Genomic DNA, 17165 nt, shown 5'->3' with positions numbered 1-17165 from the left:
TCATGCTCCGATACTTGTTGCTTTTCCTGGCGGCGATGACTCTTGCCAGCAGCTCGCTGGCAGCCGCAGAGCGACCCAATTTTATCATTATTATCGGAGATGACGTGGGGTGGAATGACATCGGCCCCTATGGACATCCTCATGTCAAAACGCCCAACCTGGATCGGATGGCGAAGGTGGGGATGCGTTTCGACGCGGCGTTCTTGACCTGCAGCTCCTGTAGCCCGAGTCGCTGCAGCATTATGACCGGTCGCTTTCCGCACAACACCGGCGCCGCCGAACTGCATATGCCGCTGCCGGCCGACCAGATCGTCTTCGCCGGATTGCTGAAAGAAGCAGGCTATTACACCGGGGCGGCCGGCAAATGGCATCTCGGCAAACCGGCCGAAGTGAATTTCGACCGCATCATGGGAGGAGGCCCCAGCGGCTGTGAGAATTGGGAGAAAATGATCAGCGAGCGTCCGATGGACAAGCCGTTCTTCTTCTGGCTCGCCTCGTTCGACGCCCATCGTCCCTACAAAGAAGGAACAATCGACCAACCGCATGGTCGTCAGGAGATCGTCGTTCCGCCGTTTCTGCCCGATGAGCCGCCGGTTCGCGACGACCTGGGGATGTATTACGACGAGATCTCGCGGCTGGACGACTACACTGGCAAGGTGATGGCGCTGCTCAAGAAGCAGAACGTGCTCGACAATACGTTTATCCTCTTCATGGCCGACAATGGACGTCCCTTCCCGCGCAGCAAGATCACGATCTACGACAGCGGCGTCAAGACGCCGTTCATCGTGCAGTGGCCCGGCCATGTCAAAGCGGGCGCCACGACCGACAGCCTGATCAGTTCGATCGACATCGCGCCAACCATTTTGCAGCTGGCCGGATTGCCGGTCGGTCCCAGCTTTCAAGGCAAGTCGTTCGCCCCGATCTTGGAAAATCCCAAGGCCCAGACCCGAGACTATGTCGTCTCGGAGCACAACTGGCACGACTACAAAGCGTTCGAACGCAGCGTCCGCTCGAAACAGTTTCTCTACATCTACAACGCATTGCCGCAACTGACTGGTTCGCCGCCGGCTGACGCGGTCAACAGTCCGACCTTTCAAACGATGCTGAAGTTGGAGGCCGAAGGGAAATTGCCTGCCGATCAACGTGGCCCGCTGGTGGCGCCGCGCCCGCAGGAAGAGTTGTACGAAGTCGTCGACGACCCGTATCAGCTAAAGAACCTGGTCGATGACCCGGCGTATGCGAAGACGCTGGCGACGATGCGGCAAGAGTATCAAGCGTGGAAGAACCGCACCGAAGACGAAATGACGGCCCAACTGACGCCGGACAAGTTCGATCGCCGCAGTGGTCAACGGCTTCCGGAGTTTCAGAACAAGAAGAAGCGACAACCGAAAAAGAAGTAGTCAGCTGCCTTACAGCTTCGGAATCGGCGTCGGGGGCGGAGCAGGAGCATTGCCGCGGCGTCGTGGGAAGCGCGTCGTGTCAAAGAACGAGGGAACCAGCTGGATGCCGAAACCGCGCTCCAGCTCCCACTTCGCTCGCGACGCCCAGGGCGTGCCGGGATGTTCGGCGATGATCTCGTTCAACAGCTCGCGCGAGTGTTCGATATCGGCCTTGGTGATTGACTCGGCCGATAGCTTGTTGACGGTGTCGAGCGACCAGCCGCGGAACTCATGTTTGGGAGTCGGCGGCTGGGGGACTCGCGGCGGATTCTTGACGAACTCGGTCACGTAGGCGCCATACTCGTAGGCCCGCACGCGATAGGCGAGCAGCTGCGCGTAGAGCAAATCGTAGTTCGCTTGCTGGCGAACGTTCGGCGACGCGTCACGCAGTGGCGCCGCTTTTTCGATCGCCGCGATCGCCTTGTCGAGGTAGTCGATATAGGTCAGCATCTTCGCCTGTTCCATGCGGACCTGCGTCGACAGTTGCTCGAAGTCGGCCGAGAAGAAGCGGCGGATCTCAATGACGTTGGCGACCGACGCTTCGTACGGGTTGAGGTCGTAGATCACCTTCGAGAGAACCGCCTGCAGCGGATCTTGCATCGCGTCCCGCATCTGATCGCGGCGGGGACGCAGATCGGGGCGATACGGTTCCATCGCGGCGACGTCATAGCGACGATCGTTCAGTTCGTTGATGTTCTTTTCTTCGCCAGGCAACATGAAGAAGATGCCGCCGGTCTCTTTGGCCAGCCGAACTTGCTCGTAGGGGCCATAACCGCTGGGCATGGCGTCGCGGCGAATGCCAAAGCCGTCGGTCTGCAACTGTTCGACGATCGCCGTTTCGGGACCGCGATCGATCGGCAGCAGATGAATGTTGCCGTTTTGCGGATCTTCCCAGCGAACCTGCGCCTCGGGATAGCCGAACATCGCTTCACGACCCAGAACGTAAACGCGGCTGTCGGCGCGGCGACAGGCTTGAATCGCCTCTTCCAGGTAGCGCTGATTGTTGTCGTCGTTTCCGCTTTCGTCGGTGACCAGCACGATCGCCAATTGCCGTTTCGAGATCTGGGCGTAGCGGCGATGGCGTTTGACCGCTTCCATAATCGCCTGGCAGGTCAGCTCTTCGCCGCTGGGGTCGACCGGCACTTCGGCGATCGCTTCGTCAATCTCTTCGCGATTGCTGGTCGGCGTGCGGGTATGCAGTTCAAACCCAGAGCCATAGCTGGCGACGCCGGTGGTTAGCGCTTCGTCCTTGGCGACGCCTACCAGGCCCAACTCGTCGTAGACCCGATGGATCCGCTGACGGATTTTCAGCTGGTCGTCCTTCATGCTTTCCGACTGATCAAACAGCCAGACGACGGCGACTTCTCCTTTGTCGAGCATCCAGACCAACTCTTGAGTCAGCCGGTCCATCGCTTCGTTGTAATCGCCGACCACGACGTTGGCGACGCCCTGCGTGCCGACCGGCAGCTCTTTCATCAGCGTGTCGTTCGGCTTGTTCAGCAGCTGCATTTCGACCTGCGTGACGTCGGGGCCAAGCATGTCTTCCAGCAGCTTCGTTTCCAACTGCGGCGCGGCCAGCGAAGCCGGCGCCATGCCGGAAAGTCCCGAGACCGCACTCGGCATCGACGTGATCGACATCTCGGTCGCCAGATGTTCTAGCTCATCCAGCTCGTCCTCCAAGGGACGTTCCAGCGGCTCTTCGACCACATCATCCAGCACCACGGCATGGTCGGCGCGATCGATGGGCGGATCAAACGTGACCAGCGCCAGCAGGATCACCAGCGACATGTGGAAGATCAACGAGGCGAGAAACGAGCTGCTCCCCTTTAGCAGATTGCCCGACGCCGGCTGAGCGTCCCCGAACTCGGGCACGTCGAGCGGCGGCTGGCCAGCCGGCATATGGATTGGTACAGGTGCCTGAGACATGAATTGCTAGTAGGCGTGGGGGGATTGCTAGGGGAAACTAAAGCTCCGCCATTAGTTATCTTACGGCGTAAAGCGGAATTCTCCAAAGGCTTTGTTTCTAATCGATTGCCCGGAAAGGAGCTGCGCCGATTTTCGGGGGGGCCGCATCGCTTCGCACGACGCGACTATTCGGTTTGCGCAAGAGAGAGATATTCCGTGGCTGCGGAAAAAGCGCAGGAGAGAAGTTGCCCAGCAAGATAGCCGGGCGACTGTCGCTGGCAAGCTACAGCTACAGCTTCGGCACCGGGATCTTGGGGGCGTTCTTCGAGTTCGGGAACTTGCTGCCGTCAAAGATCCAGGCCGAGAATCGGCAGCCAAAGCCGCGATTCAGCTCCCATTTGGCCCGTTCGGCCCACGGTGTGCCTGTGTATTCGTTCATGATCTCTTTGAGGAGCTCTGACGCCTGGGCGACGTCGTCGCCGGTCAAATCCTCGGCAAGAAGGCGCTTGGTGGTGCCGCGCTGCCAGGCGCGAAACTCATGCTTGGTCGACGGGAGCTTCGGCTGCTGCGGCGCTTGCTGGATGAACGCCGTCGCCGCCGCTCCATACTCGTAGGCCCGGGCACGATAGGTCAGCAACTGAGCGTACAGCAAGTCGTAGTTCGCCTGTTGGCGGTAAGAGGGAGATCCGTCCCGCAGCGGTTTCGCCTTCTCGACTTCGACGATCGCGCGGTCGAGGTACTGCACGTACGGTTTCAACTGCGATAGCTCGACCTTCACCTGCTCGACCAACTCGGGGAACTTGGTTGAGTAGCGGTGCCGGATTTGGACGATGTCGGCGACTTCTTTGTTGTACGGATTGAGGTCGTAGATCACCTTGCTCATCACGGTCTGAAGCGGATCTTTCAGCGCTTCGCGCATCAAATCGTCGCGCTGCCGCAAATCGGGGCGATACGGCTCCATCGCGGTGACGTCGTACTTGAAGTCCTTCAGCCCGACCAGATTGGTCTCTTCGCCGGGAAGCATAAAGAAGATGCCGCCGGTTTCTTTCGCCAGGCGGACTTGTTCGTACGGGCCGTAGCCGCTGGTGAGCGAGTCGTACCGCTTGCCGAAGCCGTCGGTCTGCAACTGTTCGATCAAGCCGGTCTCGGGGCCGCGATTGATCGGCAGCCAATGGACTTCGCCGGTGTTGGGGTTTTGCCACCGCACATGCGAGTAGGGATAGCCGAACATCGCTTCGCGTCCCATGGTGTAAACGCTGCACTCAGCGATCTTCGCCGTTTCGATCGTCTTTTCGAGGAGCTGTTTGTTCCCTTCCGGATCGCCGCTCTCGTCCGAAACGAGAATCACGGCCATCTTCCGCTTCGCCTTCTGGGCGTAACGTTTATGCCGTTCGATCACTTCCATCACGGCCGGCAACGTCATCTCTTTGCCGGAAGCGTCGACTGGAATGCTGGCGATCGCCGCGTCGATTTCTTTACGATCGCTGGTGGGCGCCTGGGTATGCATCTGAAAGTTGGCGCCGTAACTGGCGACCGCGGTGGTCAGCGCTTCGTCCTCTGAAGAGCCGACGATACCCAACTCGTCATAGACGCGGCCGATCCGTTCGCGAATCTTGGCCTGGTCGTCTTTCATGCTTTCCGATTGATCGAAGACCCACAGAACGACCACTTCTCCTTTGTCGAGCATCCAGACCAGCTCTTGGGCGATCCGGTCCATCGCTTCGCTATAGTCTTTCACGACCGCGTTGGAGGCGCCTTGGGCGCCGACCGGCAGTTCCTTCATCAAGGTCTCGTTCGACTGCGTCAAGACTTGGATGTCGACAAACGAGACGTCCGGAACGCTGTCGCCGTCCAGCAGTTCGGTCACCATCTCTGGCGCCGACAGGGATGCTGGCGCCGTGCCGGACATGCCGGCTAGCTCTTGCGGCAAACTGGCGACGCTCATCTCGGTCGCCAGATCGGTGATTTCCTGGAGCTCATCTTCCAATTGCCGCTGGAGCGGCAGGTCGACCGATTCCTCGAGTACGATTTCTCGCACGCCGTCGTCGGGCGTCGGGTCGAAGGTGAGCAAAGCGAGGATGACGACCGCCGCCAGGTGGAAAATCAGCGACGTCATGAACGAACTGCTGTCGCGGATGATTGCGCCGTAACTTCTTCGCGGCGTTCGCGTTGCGTCTTCGCTTGCCATGAGTATGGTCCAGAAAGGTCGACGACGGAAAAGCAGGTGGCAACGACTAGCTTAGGCGAGGGGAGGGAAAAAGTAAAGTTTCTAATTCTTTCGTTTTCGGCTGTCGCGCGCCGCTGGCCCAAAACCGGTTTCTAGGAATTGCTCTAGAACGGACTCCGCTGATTTGGTAATCGAGGTGACAGCGTTGGAAGTATTCGCCGCCAAACGGAGTAGGTCGCTGTGTCAATTGTCCGAAATCTCTTTGTCCTGGGGCTGATCGTCTGCGTCGGTTATTCGGGCTACGTGATTTATTTGACCCACTACGCCGGATTGAATTCGACGGAAGACGAGGCCAGCTACGACGAAGCGCCCCTCTTCGCGCCGCAGTCGTTCTCCTCGCTCGACAAACAGACGCCGCAGGCGCCGACGATCGTGCTGTCGACCAACCCGGCGCCGGAGATTTCGCTTCCCAGCGCCGCCGAAATCGCTCCGCCGACCATGACGGCCGCCAAGATTGAGACGCCGGAGACGACCGCCCAGCTTGCCGACGAACTGCCGAAATCGCCCCCCGTCGAAGGTTGGAAATCGCGGCCGACCGGCGAGCTTATCATGGAGGCGGAAAAGAACCTGACGGATGGAAAACCCTTTCTCGGCTACCGAATGTTGTCGACCGCCCTACAGCGAGAAGACCTCAGCGATGATCAGCGCCGGCAACTGTTGGCGACGCTGCAGCCCTTGGCGGACAAGATCGTGTTCGCCCCGCACAAACATCTGGCGCTGCCGGCCGTGACGGTCAAAGGGGGCGTCACGCTAGAAAAAATTGCGACAGAACGTCAGCTGCCGCTGTCGCTGTTACGCGCGATCAACGGACTGGAAGCGGAACAGCAGCCGGAAGCGGGCGACGCTTTGAAGGTGATCGACGGACCGCTAACGTTGCGTTTAGACGCCGATCGCAATGAGCTTACGCTGTGGACCGGCAGTGGTTTCGCCCGGTCTTTCGCCATCCACCAATTGCCGGCCGAGATTCAAAACGGTCGTAGCCAACTGCTGCGGACCGCCGACGAAGAGAAGACGACGCTGGCGGTCGCCGATGTGACGCTCTACGATAGCTCTGCCGAGTCGAGCGAACTGCCGTGGCAACAGTTGGTCGGTCTGCTCGACGACGAAACGACGCTGATCGTCTCTGGCGTTGACCCGGCTCCGGTCGAACCAATCGTGACCCAGCCGCCGATGAGCGAGGCCCAGGTCGTATCGGCGGAAATGCCCGCGAAAGAAACGACGGCGCCGGTTGAGGAATTCTCACCGGAAAGTGCGGCGCCGATTGACGCGCTGCGGGTCGAAGTCTTTTCGCCACCCAAGTCGATCGCCGTCGGCAAAGGCGCCAACTTCGGCTTGCGAATCGTCAACCTCAGTGATAAGCCGGCGCCCGACGTCTCGGCGATGATCTTCTTCTCGGAAGGGCTCGAGCCGATAAAGCTGGAAGGCGCCGAGGGACGACTGGCCGTTGGCCAGGCCGCTTTTCAGCCGATGACGCTTGCTCCGCGGGGGCATGTCGACCTGGAGATTCTCGCGACGGTCAACGAGCATGGCCGGCAGATCTATCGCGTCGAAGTTCGCTGCGACGCGTGGGAATCGCACCTGGTGTCGGAAGTCGCCGTGTCGGCGCTCAACGAAGCGCCGCAGCCGCCGAAGCTGGATCTGACCGAGAAGCCGCAGCTTGAGAACCCGTCAAAACGGTAACTTCCTCAAAACGGCAGCGAGCAGCCAAGCCCCGGATTGCTGATCGCCCGTTGGTAGAACTTTTCGGCCAGCGCGACGTCCTCGATCGCCAGGCCGACCGACTTGAAGATCACCACGCTATCTTTGTTGTTGCGTCCGACCGCTAGGTTGGCCAGCACGGCGCCCAGCTCGACCGGTTTGTCCCAGTCGAAATAGCCTTGCTCTTGGGCTTCGACAAAGTCGCCGGCTTCCAGTTTGCAGGCCTCGATCGAATCGCAGACGACGTTATCGGCCAACCGCAGCGCGTTGACGTCGAGTTCCGCCTTCTGCAGCCAGTTGCTTCCCATTGCGCAAACCAACGCGCCTTCGGCCAGTAGCGAACCGTCAAAGACCGGCGTCTTGCTGGCGGTGGCGGTGATGACCAGCGGCAAGTCTTCGACCGCTTCCCGCGGATCGTGCACCGGGATGATCTCAACTTGCAGTTGGTCGCTCATCCGGGCGGCGAACGATTGCCGCCGCGTCTCATCGCGCGAATACACGAAGGCCCGCGTCAGCGGATGAACCGCTTTGATCGCTTCCAACTGCGCTTCGGCCTGCCAGCCGGCGCCGAACAGCCCCATCTGCGTGATCGGGCCTGGCGCCAAATAGCGAGCCGCCACGCCGGTCGCTGCGCCGGTGCGCATCTGCCCCAGACGGTCGGCCTCGATCACTGCCTTGATCAAGCCCGATTCGCAATCGTACAGTCCGACGTGGAAGCGATGGCCGCTTTTGGTGGTGGCGTATTCTTTCCAGCCGGCGACGTTCAGGTAGCCGGCTGTCGCGCTCATCGAGTGGAGGACGAACCCCGAGGTTCGTGACCGCCGCCGCGGCACGTTCTCGGCGCCGCCGATCGCCAGTTGTTTCAGACACTCGTCGACCGCCTCCACGGCGGTCGACATGTCGAGGACCTGCGCGACTTCCGATTCGCGATAAAAGCGGGGCGCCATGGGGGCTCTCCTGCGGTTGCGTTACTGGCCGAGCGCCGAAATTCGCTGGAAGTCCTCCTTCAGCGACTTATACAGTCCTTGATATACCGGAAACGCCTCGTTGTAAATCTTCGCCGCTTTCCGATCGACGGACGTCTCGTTGACCACCTGGATCGTGGCGGCGCACGCTTCCTGGATATTCTTGTAGGCGCCGGCGCCGGTCGCGGCCAATAGCGCAACGCCGTAAGCCGGGCCTTGCTCGGCGTTGATCGTCACCACCTTCTTGCCGAAGACGTCGGCCTGAATCTGTCGCCAGAGCGGGCTCTTTGCCCCGCCGCCGCCGGCCCGAATCTGACGCACCGGCACGCCGAGGTCGGAGATGATCTCTAAGCTGTCCCGCAGCGAGTAGGCGACTCCTTCCATGATCGAGCGGGTCACGTGGCCGCGGGTATGACTGAGGGTCAGGCCAATGAAGCAGCCGCGGGCGTTGGGGTCGGCGTGCGGGGTTCGTTCGCCGGCCAGATAAGGCAGGGTGAACAACCCTTGGCTGCCGGGGGCGATGTCGACCGCTTCGGCGTTCAAGACGGAATAGGGATCTTGCTTGCCACGACCGCTCCGCAGATCGGCGCAGAGCCGCTGCACGAACCATTCGAGCGTGCCGGCGGCGCAGAGCGTGACCCCCATCATGTGCCACTTGCCGCGAACCGCATGACAGAAGGTATGCAGACGACCAGCCGGATCGATCGCGACTTCGTCACTATGAACGAACATCACGCCGGAGGTGCCGAGCGAACTGGCGAGAGTCCCCTGTTTCACAACACCGTTGCCAACCGCGTTGGCCGCACAGTCGCCGGCGCCGCCGACCACCACACAGTCGGTGGTCAGACCAAGACGCTTCGCCGCTTCGGCGGTCAGCGTGCCGGTAACTTCTTCCGACTCGTAGACCGTGCCAAGGATCGACTCGTCCAGTTCCAACTTCGAGAGAAGCCGCTTCGACCAACTTCGCTTCGCCACGTCCAATAGCAACATCCCGCTGGCGTCGCTCACCTCAGTGGCGTACTCGCCGGTCAGGCGGCGGCGGATTTCATCCTTCGGCAGCAGCACCTTCGCCAGACGCGCGTAATTGCGCGGTTCGTTGTTGCGCAGCCATAGGATCTTGGGGGCAGTGAAGCCGGTTAGCGCCGGATTGGCGACCATCTTGATCAGCTTGGCCCGACCGCCGGCTCGCTCTTCGATCTCGGCACATTCGGCGACGGTGCGCTGGTCATTCCAGAGCAGGGCAGGGCGGATCACCTGGTCGCTTTTGTCGAGGAAGACCGAGCCATGCATTTGCCCTGACAGGCCGATCGCTTTGACTTCGCCTGGGCGGGCCTTCGCTTCTTTCACGACGCGGCGAACCGTCTTAACCACCGCGTTCCACCAATCGTCCGGGTCTTGCTCGCTCCACATCGGTTTGGGGTGATGCAGCGGATAAGTGGCGGTCGACTCGGCGAGAATTTCGCCACCTTCGCGAATGGCGATCGTCTTGGTGCCGGAGGTGCCGATATCAATTCCCAGGTAGATGCTCACGAGAATTCCTTAGGGTGCGGGGCGTTGCGAATCAGCGATAAGAAGGGGGAATCCCATATTGTGTCTCATTTTTCTTCCGCCACCAACGGCGCCGGCAAGTTTTCTTTTTCGTGAAGATCAGCCAAAATTAAGCTCGCGGCCGCTTTGCAGGAAATCAACCCTTTGACCCATGGCGAATAGGCCGACTACGATGCTATTTGCACCATCCTCTTTCTCGTCCCTTTTCGATCGCGCCGCAACATGAGTCGCTTCGTCTGTTTCGCATTTTCTCTGATCACCTTGGGTTTTACGCTGGGTTGCCCCAAGCCAGAGCCGCCGGTGGTCGAACAGCCGCGGCCCGCGGGACCTTTCAAACTGCTGGTTCTGGATGACGCGCCGCTGGCCGAAGCGATCGAGCGAGAGTGGCAAGCGCGCGAAGAACGCTCGCTAGAGCTAGAGCAGTCGACCGCCGCGGAGCTGCTGAAGTCAGACAAGGTCGACGCCGATGCAGTGATCTACCCGCCGCAGTTGTTGGGCGAGCTGATCGCTCGCCAGTGGATCGAGCCGCTGCCTGCGGATTTGCTTGACAACGAGGCGCTCGACCTGGCCGACGTCTTTTCGTCGGTCCGGCGGATGGAGCTGGATTGGGGAAGTGAAACGTATGGCGTGCCGTATGGTTCGCAAACCTTGGTGCTGATGGTTCGGCCTGAGGTGATGGAGAAACTGGAGCTGGAAATTCCCGAGACGTGGGAAGCGTATCAGAACTGCGTCGACCGAATCGCGGCCAGCGAGTTCTGTACCGGCGACGCGCCGCAGTTCGCCGCGCCGACGCTCGAGCCGCTGGCCGAAGATTGGCGCGGCAAGTTGTTCCTCGCCCGTAGCGCCGCTTACGCCAAGAACCCCAGCAACTACGCCGTGCTATTTGGCCTGGGTTCGGTCGATCCGCTGATCTCGCAACAGGCGTTTGTGAAGGGCGCCACTGACCTGAAAAAAATCGCCCAGTCGATTCCGGCCGATTTGCAGGCCTTGTTGCCGGCCGAAGTGGGACAGCAATTCTTGGCCGGCAAGTCGGCCCTGGCGATTGGTTGGCTCTCGCCGAAGTCGCAAGCCAACGAAGACAAACTGGAGTTCACGCCTGACTTCGCCCCGATCCCCGGCGCCGCCAGCTATTGGAACCAACTGATCGAGACCTGGGAGGAGCGTCGCGGAGGTCGGGCAGAGTCGGTGCCGCTGCTAACGGCCAGCGGCCGGATCGGCTCGGTGTCGCGCAGTACGCACAACGCCCAAGACGCGGCCCTGGGGCTGATCTTGCTGTCGGCCACCGACTCGGCCACGCAGGTTTCTCCCGCTAGCGGGGCGACGACCGTCTATCGCAACACCAACATCGGCGGCATCACCCAATGGGTCGATCCGCGGCTCAGCTCCGAAGGCGCCAGCACCTACGGCGAAGCGGTCGCCCTGACGCTTAGCTCTGCCGAGGCGATCAACTTGAACCTGCCCGGCGCCGACCAATACCTGAAGGCACTGGACGCGGCCGTCACGGCGATCCTGGCCGGCGACGCAGCCCCGCAGGAGGCCCTCGAAAAGACCGCCATCGAGTGGAACGCGATCACCGACAAACTGGGCCGCGACGCCCAAAAGAAGGCGAACTCGGCCAGCCTGGGGTTGTAATTGCGGTCGATTGTGCCGCCGGTGCGTTTTATGCCGCTCGCGGCGCGAACCGGAAAGCCAGAAGCGGCGTCTAGCCGATGTGGGACCTAGACAGCCTGCGGGCGACCTACTAAAATCCGACAATCCAATTTGGGGCTGTAGCTCAGCTGGGAGAGCGCTGCGTTCGCAATGCAGAGGTCGAGAGTTCGAATCTCTTCAGCTCCACTTATTTTTTCTCGGCGATTTCTTGCTTTTCGCCGCTTGCTTCCAACGATTGAAACGCCAAATGCACGTTTCAATGCACGAATTGGAGAGCAAGCCATGCCACGGCAGCCAAAGCCCTTCTTTCGCAAGCAGACCAATAGCTGGTACTGCAGCATCGCCGGTCGGCAAATTTCGCTTGGGAAAGACCGAGAATCCGCCCATGCAAAATTCCACGAATTAATGGCCGATCGCGAGCAGGTCACGGCCGAGGTGACCACGCTTTACGAGCTATCACAGGCCTACCTCGATTGGTGTCAGGCGAACCGCAAACCGAACACCTACCAGCGTCATCGGTATTTCCTGAAATCATTTATCGGGTCAGTCGGCAAGCGGTTGCGCCCTTCCCAGCTGCGCATCCACCAAATTCGCAAATGGCATGAAGGTCTCGAAATTGGCACAACGACGCAGAACGATGCGGTAGGAATCGTGCAGCGAATGTTAAATTGGGCGGTTGAGCAAGAGTATCTCTCCTGCAATCCAATCAAGGGAATGAAGAAGCCGAAAAGAAGGCGAAGAGACGTCTTTTACACGCCCGAGCAATGGAAGTTGATTCGAGAGAATGTGCCCGGCCCGCTCGGCGACCTGCTCGACTTCCTCTACCTAACCGGCTGCCGCCCTATCGAAGCCCGGTCGATCGAGGCCCGCCATCTGCACGGCGATCTCGTTATCTTCCCTGCCGATGAATCGAAGGGAGAACACGAACCGCGGGTGATCTACCTGGTTCCGGACGCAAAAGCGATTCTCGATCGTCTGGCGAAGGATCATCCTGCCGGAGCCTTGTTTCGGAACCAGCGAGGTCGCCCTTGGACTATAGATTCGATCAAGTGCAAATTGACCCGCGTCAGCAAAACAGTCGGCTTCCGCGTGATCGCGTATGGCGCCCGGCACTCATTCGCGACGGAGGCCCTGACCAAGGGTGGCGTTGACCCGATCTCGGTTGCTCATCTCATGGGGCACAAAGATCCGACGATGGTTAGCAACGCGTGAAGAACAACTGCCGAACTCAGAGGCTTGTTGTGTAGTTCCATTTCGGTAGAACCTCGTCGTAAATGAGATTCAGGCGAGACTTCATTTCGTCGGTGATCTTCTGGCCGGTCTCGTACGCACGGCGGATCACATTGACGGTCGCTCGCAGTCCCGTTCGCGTGCTGGTTTGTCGCATCAAATCAACCACCGTAGCGAGTGAGTCAAACAGGCGGCCTGAGCAGGCCCGGCCGACATGCGCAAAGAACCGACGCTCAATCGGGGTGTACTTGCTGCAGTAGCTCGGCAGGTGAGCGACTCGAATCGGCAGCCCAGTCGATTGACTTAAACGCTGAAGGTAGTACTTGAAGAGGTGGCGATTGGCGGCGTTACTGCCACCACAATCACACAACAGCAAAATGCTCGTCGCCTCGGGATAGCATTGCCTGCCAATTCGGCTCCAGTACCAACGCAAACTGTCCGCGGCAAACTCACTGGTGTCATGGCTCAGGCCAAGGTTGATGTGCCCGACGTTTCGGCGGATGTCGTAAATTCCATGAGGGATCAACTTGCCGTCCGCCCAACTCGGGAAGTCATGGTCGAAAGCTTGCAGGGCGGCGGTGCCGTAAATCCTTCCCTTGCGATACAGGTGACCAAGGAATTCCTTAGCTTTGGTGTCGACGGAAAAGACAGGATTACCCTGGCGGTCGTACAGGTTTGTCAGTTCACCGATTCGATCAAACTGCTGCCCGCGATCGGGAGAGTGTCCCCCGGCAATGCCTTTTCGGATTTGCCGCAGGCCCAACCCGATCTCGCGATACCACGTCTTGACGGTGTTGCGATGGACCGGCGTCCCCGCAACGGTCACCCTTGTCGGCGGATTGAGCTGGAGTCTGGCTGGTGAAGACGGCGTCGGGATCATCAGGATCGCCAGCAGTTTGCAGATCCAATGAGTCAATCAGGTTGCTTTCAAGTCTGCTGTCGGAGTCGATTCTTTTTTTCGGCCGCCGCCGGGGCGACGAATCCGACCGGCAGCCGGATCTTCAGGGAGCTGCGCCATTTCGCGGATACCGCGCTCGATCGTGCTCCGGGAAACCCCCAGCAGTCTCGCGATGTAGCCAATGCCGCCGTGCCCCAGCCGCTGGGCTTCTAAAGCAGCAAATCGACGCTGATCCTTCTCTGAGAGCGTTGCAAAGTAGGCTTGGCTGCGCTGCTCGGTGGCTGCGTCAAGTTGATCTTTGAACTGAAATGTCATCCGTGACACCGTGCGAACGAGGAAAACTATCGAATGGCATTCAGCTTAGCCGATCGCTCCGAACTCGTCACTTGATGATCACGCGATGCTAACCGTCAAAGAAGTGGCGAGCGAACTGCGAGTTTGTATCGGCACGGTGTATAAACTGATCGCAACTGGCGAGCTTCCCTGCTACGAGTTCGTATCGTGCAAGCGGGTTTCGGAGAAAGACTTGCGAGCTTACATGGAACTACAAAGGAAGGAGGGAGTAAGAATACCGCGGGCCACGAAGCGGCATTTCTAACAGTGCGTTGAATAAGTTGACGTTTTCGTCGATTGGATAAACGGGGTGCCGCCATCTTCTTCTGGGGTAATGTTCGAATTGCCGTTTCGATGTTTTCTCGGGTTCGCGGTCGCCGCCGACGGACCAGCTTGTCAGTCAGTAATTCTAGACATGCGGCAGTTGCCACGTAATAATCCGTTTCTTGCCGCAGTCGCCTTCACGGCGTCAGGAACAGAATATTCCTTTTTCTAAATTGGACACGATGAACAACGGACTGCAAGCGGCCTTGGAATTGCATCAAGCGGGAGATCTCGCGTCTGCCGAGCGGGCCTATCGACAGATCTTGCAGGATGTACCAACGGATGCGAACGCACTTCATCTGTTGGGGTTGAATCTTCACGAACAAGGGAGAAGCCAAGAAGGGCTGGTGTTGGTGAAACAGGCTGTGGATTTGAAGCCTTCTGTCGGAGTCTTGCATAACAGTCTGGGGGTTCTTCAGATGGCGCTTGGCGACCTGCAATCTGCGGAATCGAGTTTTCGAAAAGCGGCGTCGCTTGACTCTGGCTGCGTCGAAGCAAAACGGAATCTCGCGGCGATCTCTGAAAGGCTTCGTCCAGCAAGCGCTCAGCAAGAAGCTGCGGCGCCATTGCGCACTCAGCGCGAAAGCACCGAATTGGAGGAGAAGATTCGTCGGTATCTGGCAGCCAATCCGCACAACGCCAATGCCTACGTTCAACTTGCACAGATGCTGAAGTCCCGCGGCGAACAACAGCCGGCCATTGAGATGTTGACCGAAGCGGTAAGGCGTTTTCCTGGGAACCGAGAGCTGAGAAGCCTGCTTGGCGAAGCGCTGGGCAACCTTGGGCGTCACGAGGAAGCCGAGGCCGTTTTCACGAAATTGGCGGAAGAACTTCCAGGCGACGCGATGGCTCATACGAACCTCGGCGTCAGCCAATTGGCGCAGGACCGTCTGCCGGAGGCGAGTGCAAGCTTGGAACAGGCGTGCCGGCTTGATCCACAGCACTTCCGAGCCCATTTTTTGTCAGGCGTCGCCAAACGGAAGGCCGGTAACGTAGATCAAGCAGAGACGAGTCTGTGCCAAGCTCTGAAATTGAATCCGGATTTCCATGAAGCTCGACTCGAACTGGCGTTCGTGCAAAAGTCGCGGGGCGACTACGAAGCATGCGCCAGGCTACTTCAAGAGATCCTGAAGATGGCGCCTTGTCATGCCCCGGCATTGCTGGAACTGGCGACGTGCTGTGAGATGCTGGGCGATGTCGAGCAACTCGTGCAAGCTTGCGTTAACGCGTTGCAAACCGATCCCAAGTTCGCTCCGGCGCACCTCTTGCTCGGTATGATTCTTTCCGCGCGGCTTGCTCCGGAGGTTCGAGCGAAACTTGATCTGGAAGAACGGGAAGAACTAGGCGAGAAGGCGCTTCGGCATTTGAGTGCGGCGGCCAGCTTTGCGCCCAGCGCAGAAGCTTTTGACGCCTGGGGCCGCGCCTTGATCCAATTGGGCCGCCACGCCGAAGCCTTGGAAAAGGTGCAAGAAGCAATTCGTCGGCAGCCTGATTTTGCGCATGCCCATGAGGCGCTGGGACGAATTTTCCTGGAGCAAGGCGCCGTCGACCAGGCATGCGCGAGTTTTTCTCGGGCGATCGAAATTGATCCTTTGCGAACCTTGTCGCAGTATGAACTGGCCCGCTCCGGGAAAACGCAAGACAAACCGCAGGCGATTCGCCAAATACAGGCTCTATTGCAGCAAGATCCCTTGTCGCTTCAGGATCAGGTGTTCTTGAATTTCGCACTAGGCGTACTTTTCGATGCAGTTCAAGACTACGACTCCGCTTTTGAGCATTACCAAATCGCCAATCGCCTGAAGAACGAAGATCCTCGAAAAAGAAGTCGAGAGGGCGACAGAGAAGGTGTACGAAAGTCAGATTGGGATCGAACTCTCGCTTTAAAGGAGACCTTTCATTCGAGCTTCTTTGGTGAACGCCCTCAGTTGGTAGGATCGGAAAGCGACTTGCCGATTTTCATCGTAGGCATGCCCCGTTCCGGTACGACGCTCGTTGAACAAATCCTCTCGAGCCACCCCGAAGTTTGCGGGGCAGGCGAGTTGATGGACATCACGGATTTAACCCTGTCGATGCCTCGTCGCTTGGGCGTTGACGTGCGTTACCCTCAGGCCGTGGAAAAGCTCGATGGGGTGTTGGTGAAAGAGATGGCGGAGTCCTATCTAGGCCAGTTGCGCAGTCGTAGCTCTGCAGCAAAGCGGGTTACCGACAAGATGCCGACCAACTTCCGGCATCTCGGGTTCGTGGCGATGCTTTTTCCTCGCGCCCATATCATCAACGTGCGGCGCGATTCGCGCGATGTCTGCATCTCTTGTTTCCGCCAAAACCTCGATTGGCCCTACTGTGACTTGGAGGCGTGCGCCCGCTACTACCGGCAATACCTCCGTCTGATGTCGCACTGGAAGGAGGCGACTCCCTTGAAAATCCTCGACATCCAGTACGAGGAACTGGTCGCCGATCCCGACCGCGTCAGTCGGCAGTTGGTCGAGTTCTGTGGTTTGCCTTGGGACGATTCCTGCCTTCGCTTCCACGCTTCGAATCGAGCTGTCCAAACGCCGAGTAAGTGGCAGGTTCGCCAGCCTGTTTATCATTCTTCGGTGGGGGCATGGAAACGCTATCAGAAGCATCTTGGCCCGCTGGAAGAGGTCCTCGCTGACAGGGGGTGATATTTCTGTCTCTGTCGCTTGGCAGGGTTTTGCCGGTTGGTCTAATTTTGATGTCCTGGCTGGTATTTTGCGTCGCACTGATACGTGTTGCGTCGACGAGCGTGTTTGTAAGGTGCTTGTATTTCAAGACTTGCGGCTTAACGGAAAGATGTTCTGGAAATAGTTGATTCCGAACATTGACTTTGCTAAGTTGTTGTGCACCCCCCCGTTTTGGAGAGCCAGCACCACCTTGCAGAAGATCGCGAGGGGCTTGAGCACACTCTATTTGACGGCCGGGGACTTGTC

Annotated in this window: 12 protein-coding genes and 1 tRNA gene; 7 read left to right on the top strand and 6 right to left on the bottom strand. The window is 59.1% G+C overall.

The window, feature by feature from the left end:
• Positions 1 to 2: 2 nt before the first annotated feature.
• Positions 3 to 1400 carry a sulfatase family protein gene (locus Enr8_RS11020; RefSeq protein ID WP_146431379.1) on the top strand — a complete coding sequence of 466 codons (1398 nt, stop codon included), beginning with the start codon at positions 3 to 5 and terminating at the stop codon, positions 1398 to 1400.
• Positions 1401 to 1409: 9 nt separating this feature from the next.
• Here the strand turns inward: Enr8_RS11020 and Enr8_RS11015 are convergent, their stop codons facing one another.
• Positions 1410 to 3365: a vWA domain-containing protein gene (locus Enr8_RS11015; RefSeq protein WP_146431377.1), complete on the bottom strand. Its 1956-nt coding sequence runs from the start codon at positions 3363 to 3365 to the stop codon at positions 1410 to 1412.
• Positions 3366 to 3633: 268 nt separating this feature from the next.
• Positions 3634 to 5532, bottom strand: a complete 1899-nt coding sequence (locus Enr8_RS11010) for a vWA domain-containing protein (RefSeq protein WP_146431375.1) — start codon at positions 5530 to 5532, stop codon at positions 3634 to 3636.
• 219 nt (positions 5533 to 5751) lie between these two features.
• On the opposite strand from Enr8_RS11010, the gene Enr8_RS11005 reads away from it, so the two are divergent.
• Entirely contained in the window at positions 5752 to 7251 is a 1500-nt protein-coding gene (locus Enr8_RS11005; protein ID WP_146431373.1) for a hypothetical protein, read from the top strand.
• Positions 7252 to 7256: 5 nt separating this feature from the next.
• Here the strand turns inward: Enr8_RS11005 and Enr8_RS11000 are convergent, their stop codons facing one another.
• Together Enr8_RS11000 and xylB are read right to left on the bottom strand one after the other, a co-directional pair.
• Positions 7257 to 8216: an ornithine cyclodeaminase family protein gene (locus tag Enr8_RS11000; protein ID WP_146431371.1), complete on the bottom strand. Its 960-nt coding sequence runs from the start codon at positions 8214 to 8216 to the stop codon at positions 7257 to 7259.
• Positions 8217 to 8237: 21 nt separating this feature from the next.
• The gene (gene xylB, locus Enr8_RS10995) at positions 8238 to 9764 is read right to left on the bottom strand and encodes a xylulokinase (RefSeq protein ID WP_146431369.1); all 1527 of its coding nucleotides are present in this window, start codon (positions 9762 to 9764) and stop codon (positions 8238 to 8240) included.
• Positions 9765 to 10004: 240 nt separating this feature from the next.
• On the opposite strand from xylB, the gene Enr8_RS10990 reads away from it, so the two are divergent.
• From Enr8_RS10990 to Enr8_RS10980, 3 genes are all read left to right on the top strand, one after another.
• Positions 10005 to 11414: a type 2 periplasmic-binding domain-containing protein gene (locus Enr8_RS10990; protein ID WP_146431367.1), complete on the top strand. Its 1410-nt coding sequence runs from the start codon at positions 10005 to 10007 to the stop codon at positions 11412 to 11414.
• Between the two features lie 131 nt (positions 11415 to 11545).
• Positions 11546 to 11618 (top strand) — tRNA-Ala (locus tag Enr8_RS10985).
• Between the two features lie 96 nt (positions 11619 to 11714).
• Positions 11715 to 12644 carry a tyrosine-type recombinase/integrase gene (locus Enr8_RS10980; RefSeq protein WP_186767573.1) on the top strand — a complete coding sequence of 310 codons (930 nt, stop codon included), beginning with the start codon at positions 11715 to 11717 and terminating at the stop codon, positions 12642 to 12644.
• A gap of 16 nt (positions 12645 to 12660) precedes the next feature.
• Here the strand turns inward: Enr8_RS10980 and Enr8_RS10975 are convergent, their stop codons facing one another.
• Together Enr8_RS10975 and Enr8_RS10970 are read right to left on the bottom strand one after the other, a co-directional pair.
• Entirely contained in the window at positions 12661 to 13542 is an 882-nt protein-coding gene (locus Enr8_RS10975) for an ISAzo13 family transposase (RefSeq protein ID WP_146431365.1), read from the bottom strand.
• Positions 13543 to 13578: 36 nt separating this feature from the next.
• Positions 13579 to 13875, bottom strand: a complete 297-nt coding sequence (locus Enr8_RS10970; RefSeq protein WP_146431363.1) for a hypothetical protein — start codon at positions 13873 to 13875, stop codon at positions 13579 to 13581.
• Positions 13876 to 13960: 85 nt separating this feature from the next.
• Here Enr8_RS10970 and Enr8_RS10965 point away from each other — a divergent pair, with 85 nt between their 5' ends.
• Both Enr8_RS10965 and Enr8_RS10960 read left to right on the top strand, forming a co-directional pair.
• Positions 13961 to 14158, top strand: a complete 198-nt coding sequence (locus tag Enr8_RS10965; protein WP_146431361.1) for a helix-turn-helix domain-containing protein — start codon at positions 13961 to 13963, stop codon at positions 14156 to 14158.
• Positions 14159 to 14399: 241 nt separating this feature from the next.
• On the top strand, positions 14400 to 16880 hold the full coding sequence (locus Enr8_RS10960) for a tetratricopeptide repeat-containing sulfotransferase family protein (RefSeq protein WP_146431359.1): 2481 nt from the start codon (positions 14400 to 14402) through the stop codon (positions 16878 to 16880).
• Positions 16881 to 17165: the final 285 nt, after the last annotated feature.

Origin of the sequence: Blastopirellula retiformator (genome assembly GCF_007859755.1) — a bacterium.
Lineage (GTDB): Bacteria > Planctomycetota > Planctomycetia > Pirellulales > Pirellulaceae > Blastopirellula > Blastopirellula retiformator.
This window is presented reverse-complemented; position numbering and strand designations above follow the sequence as displayed.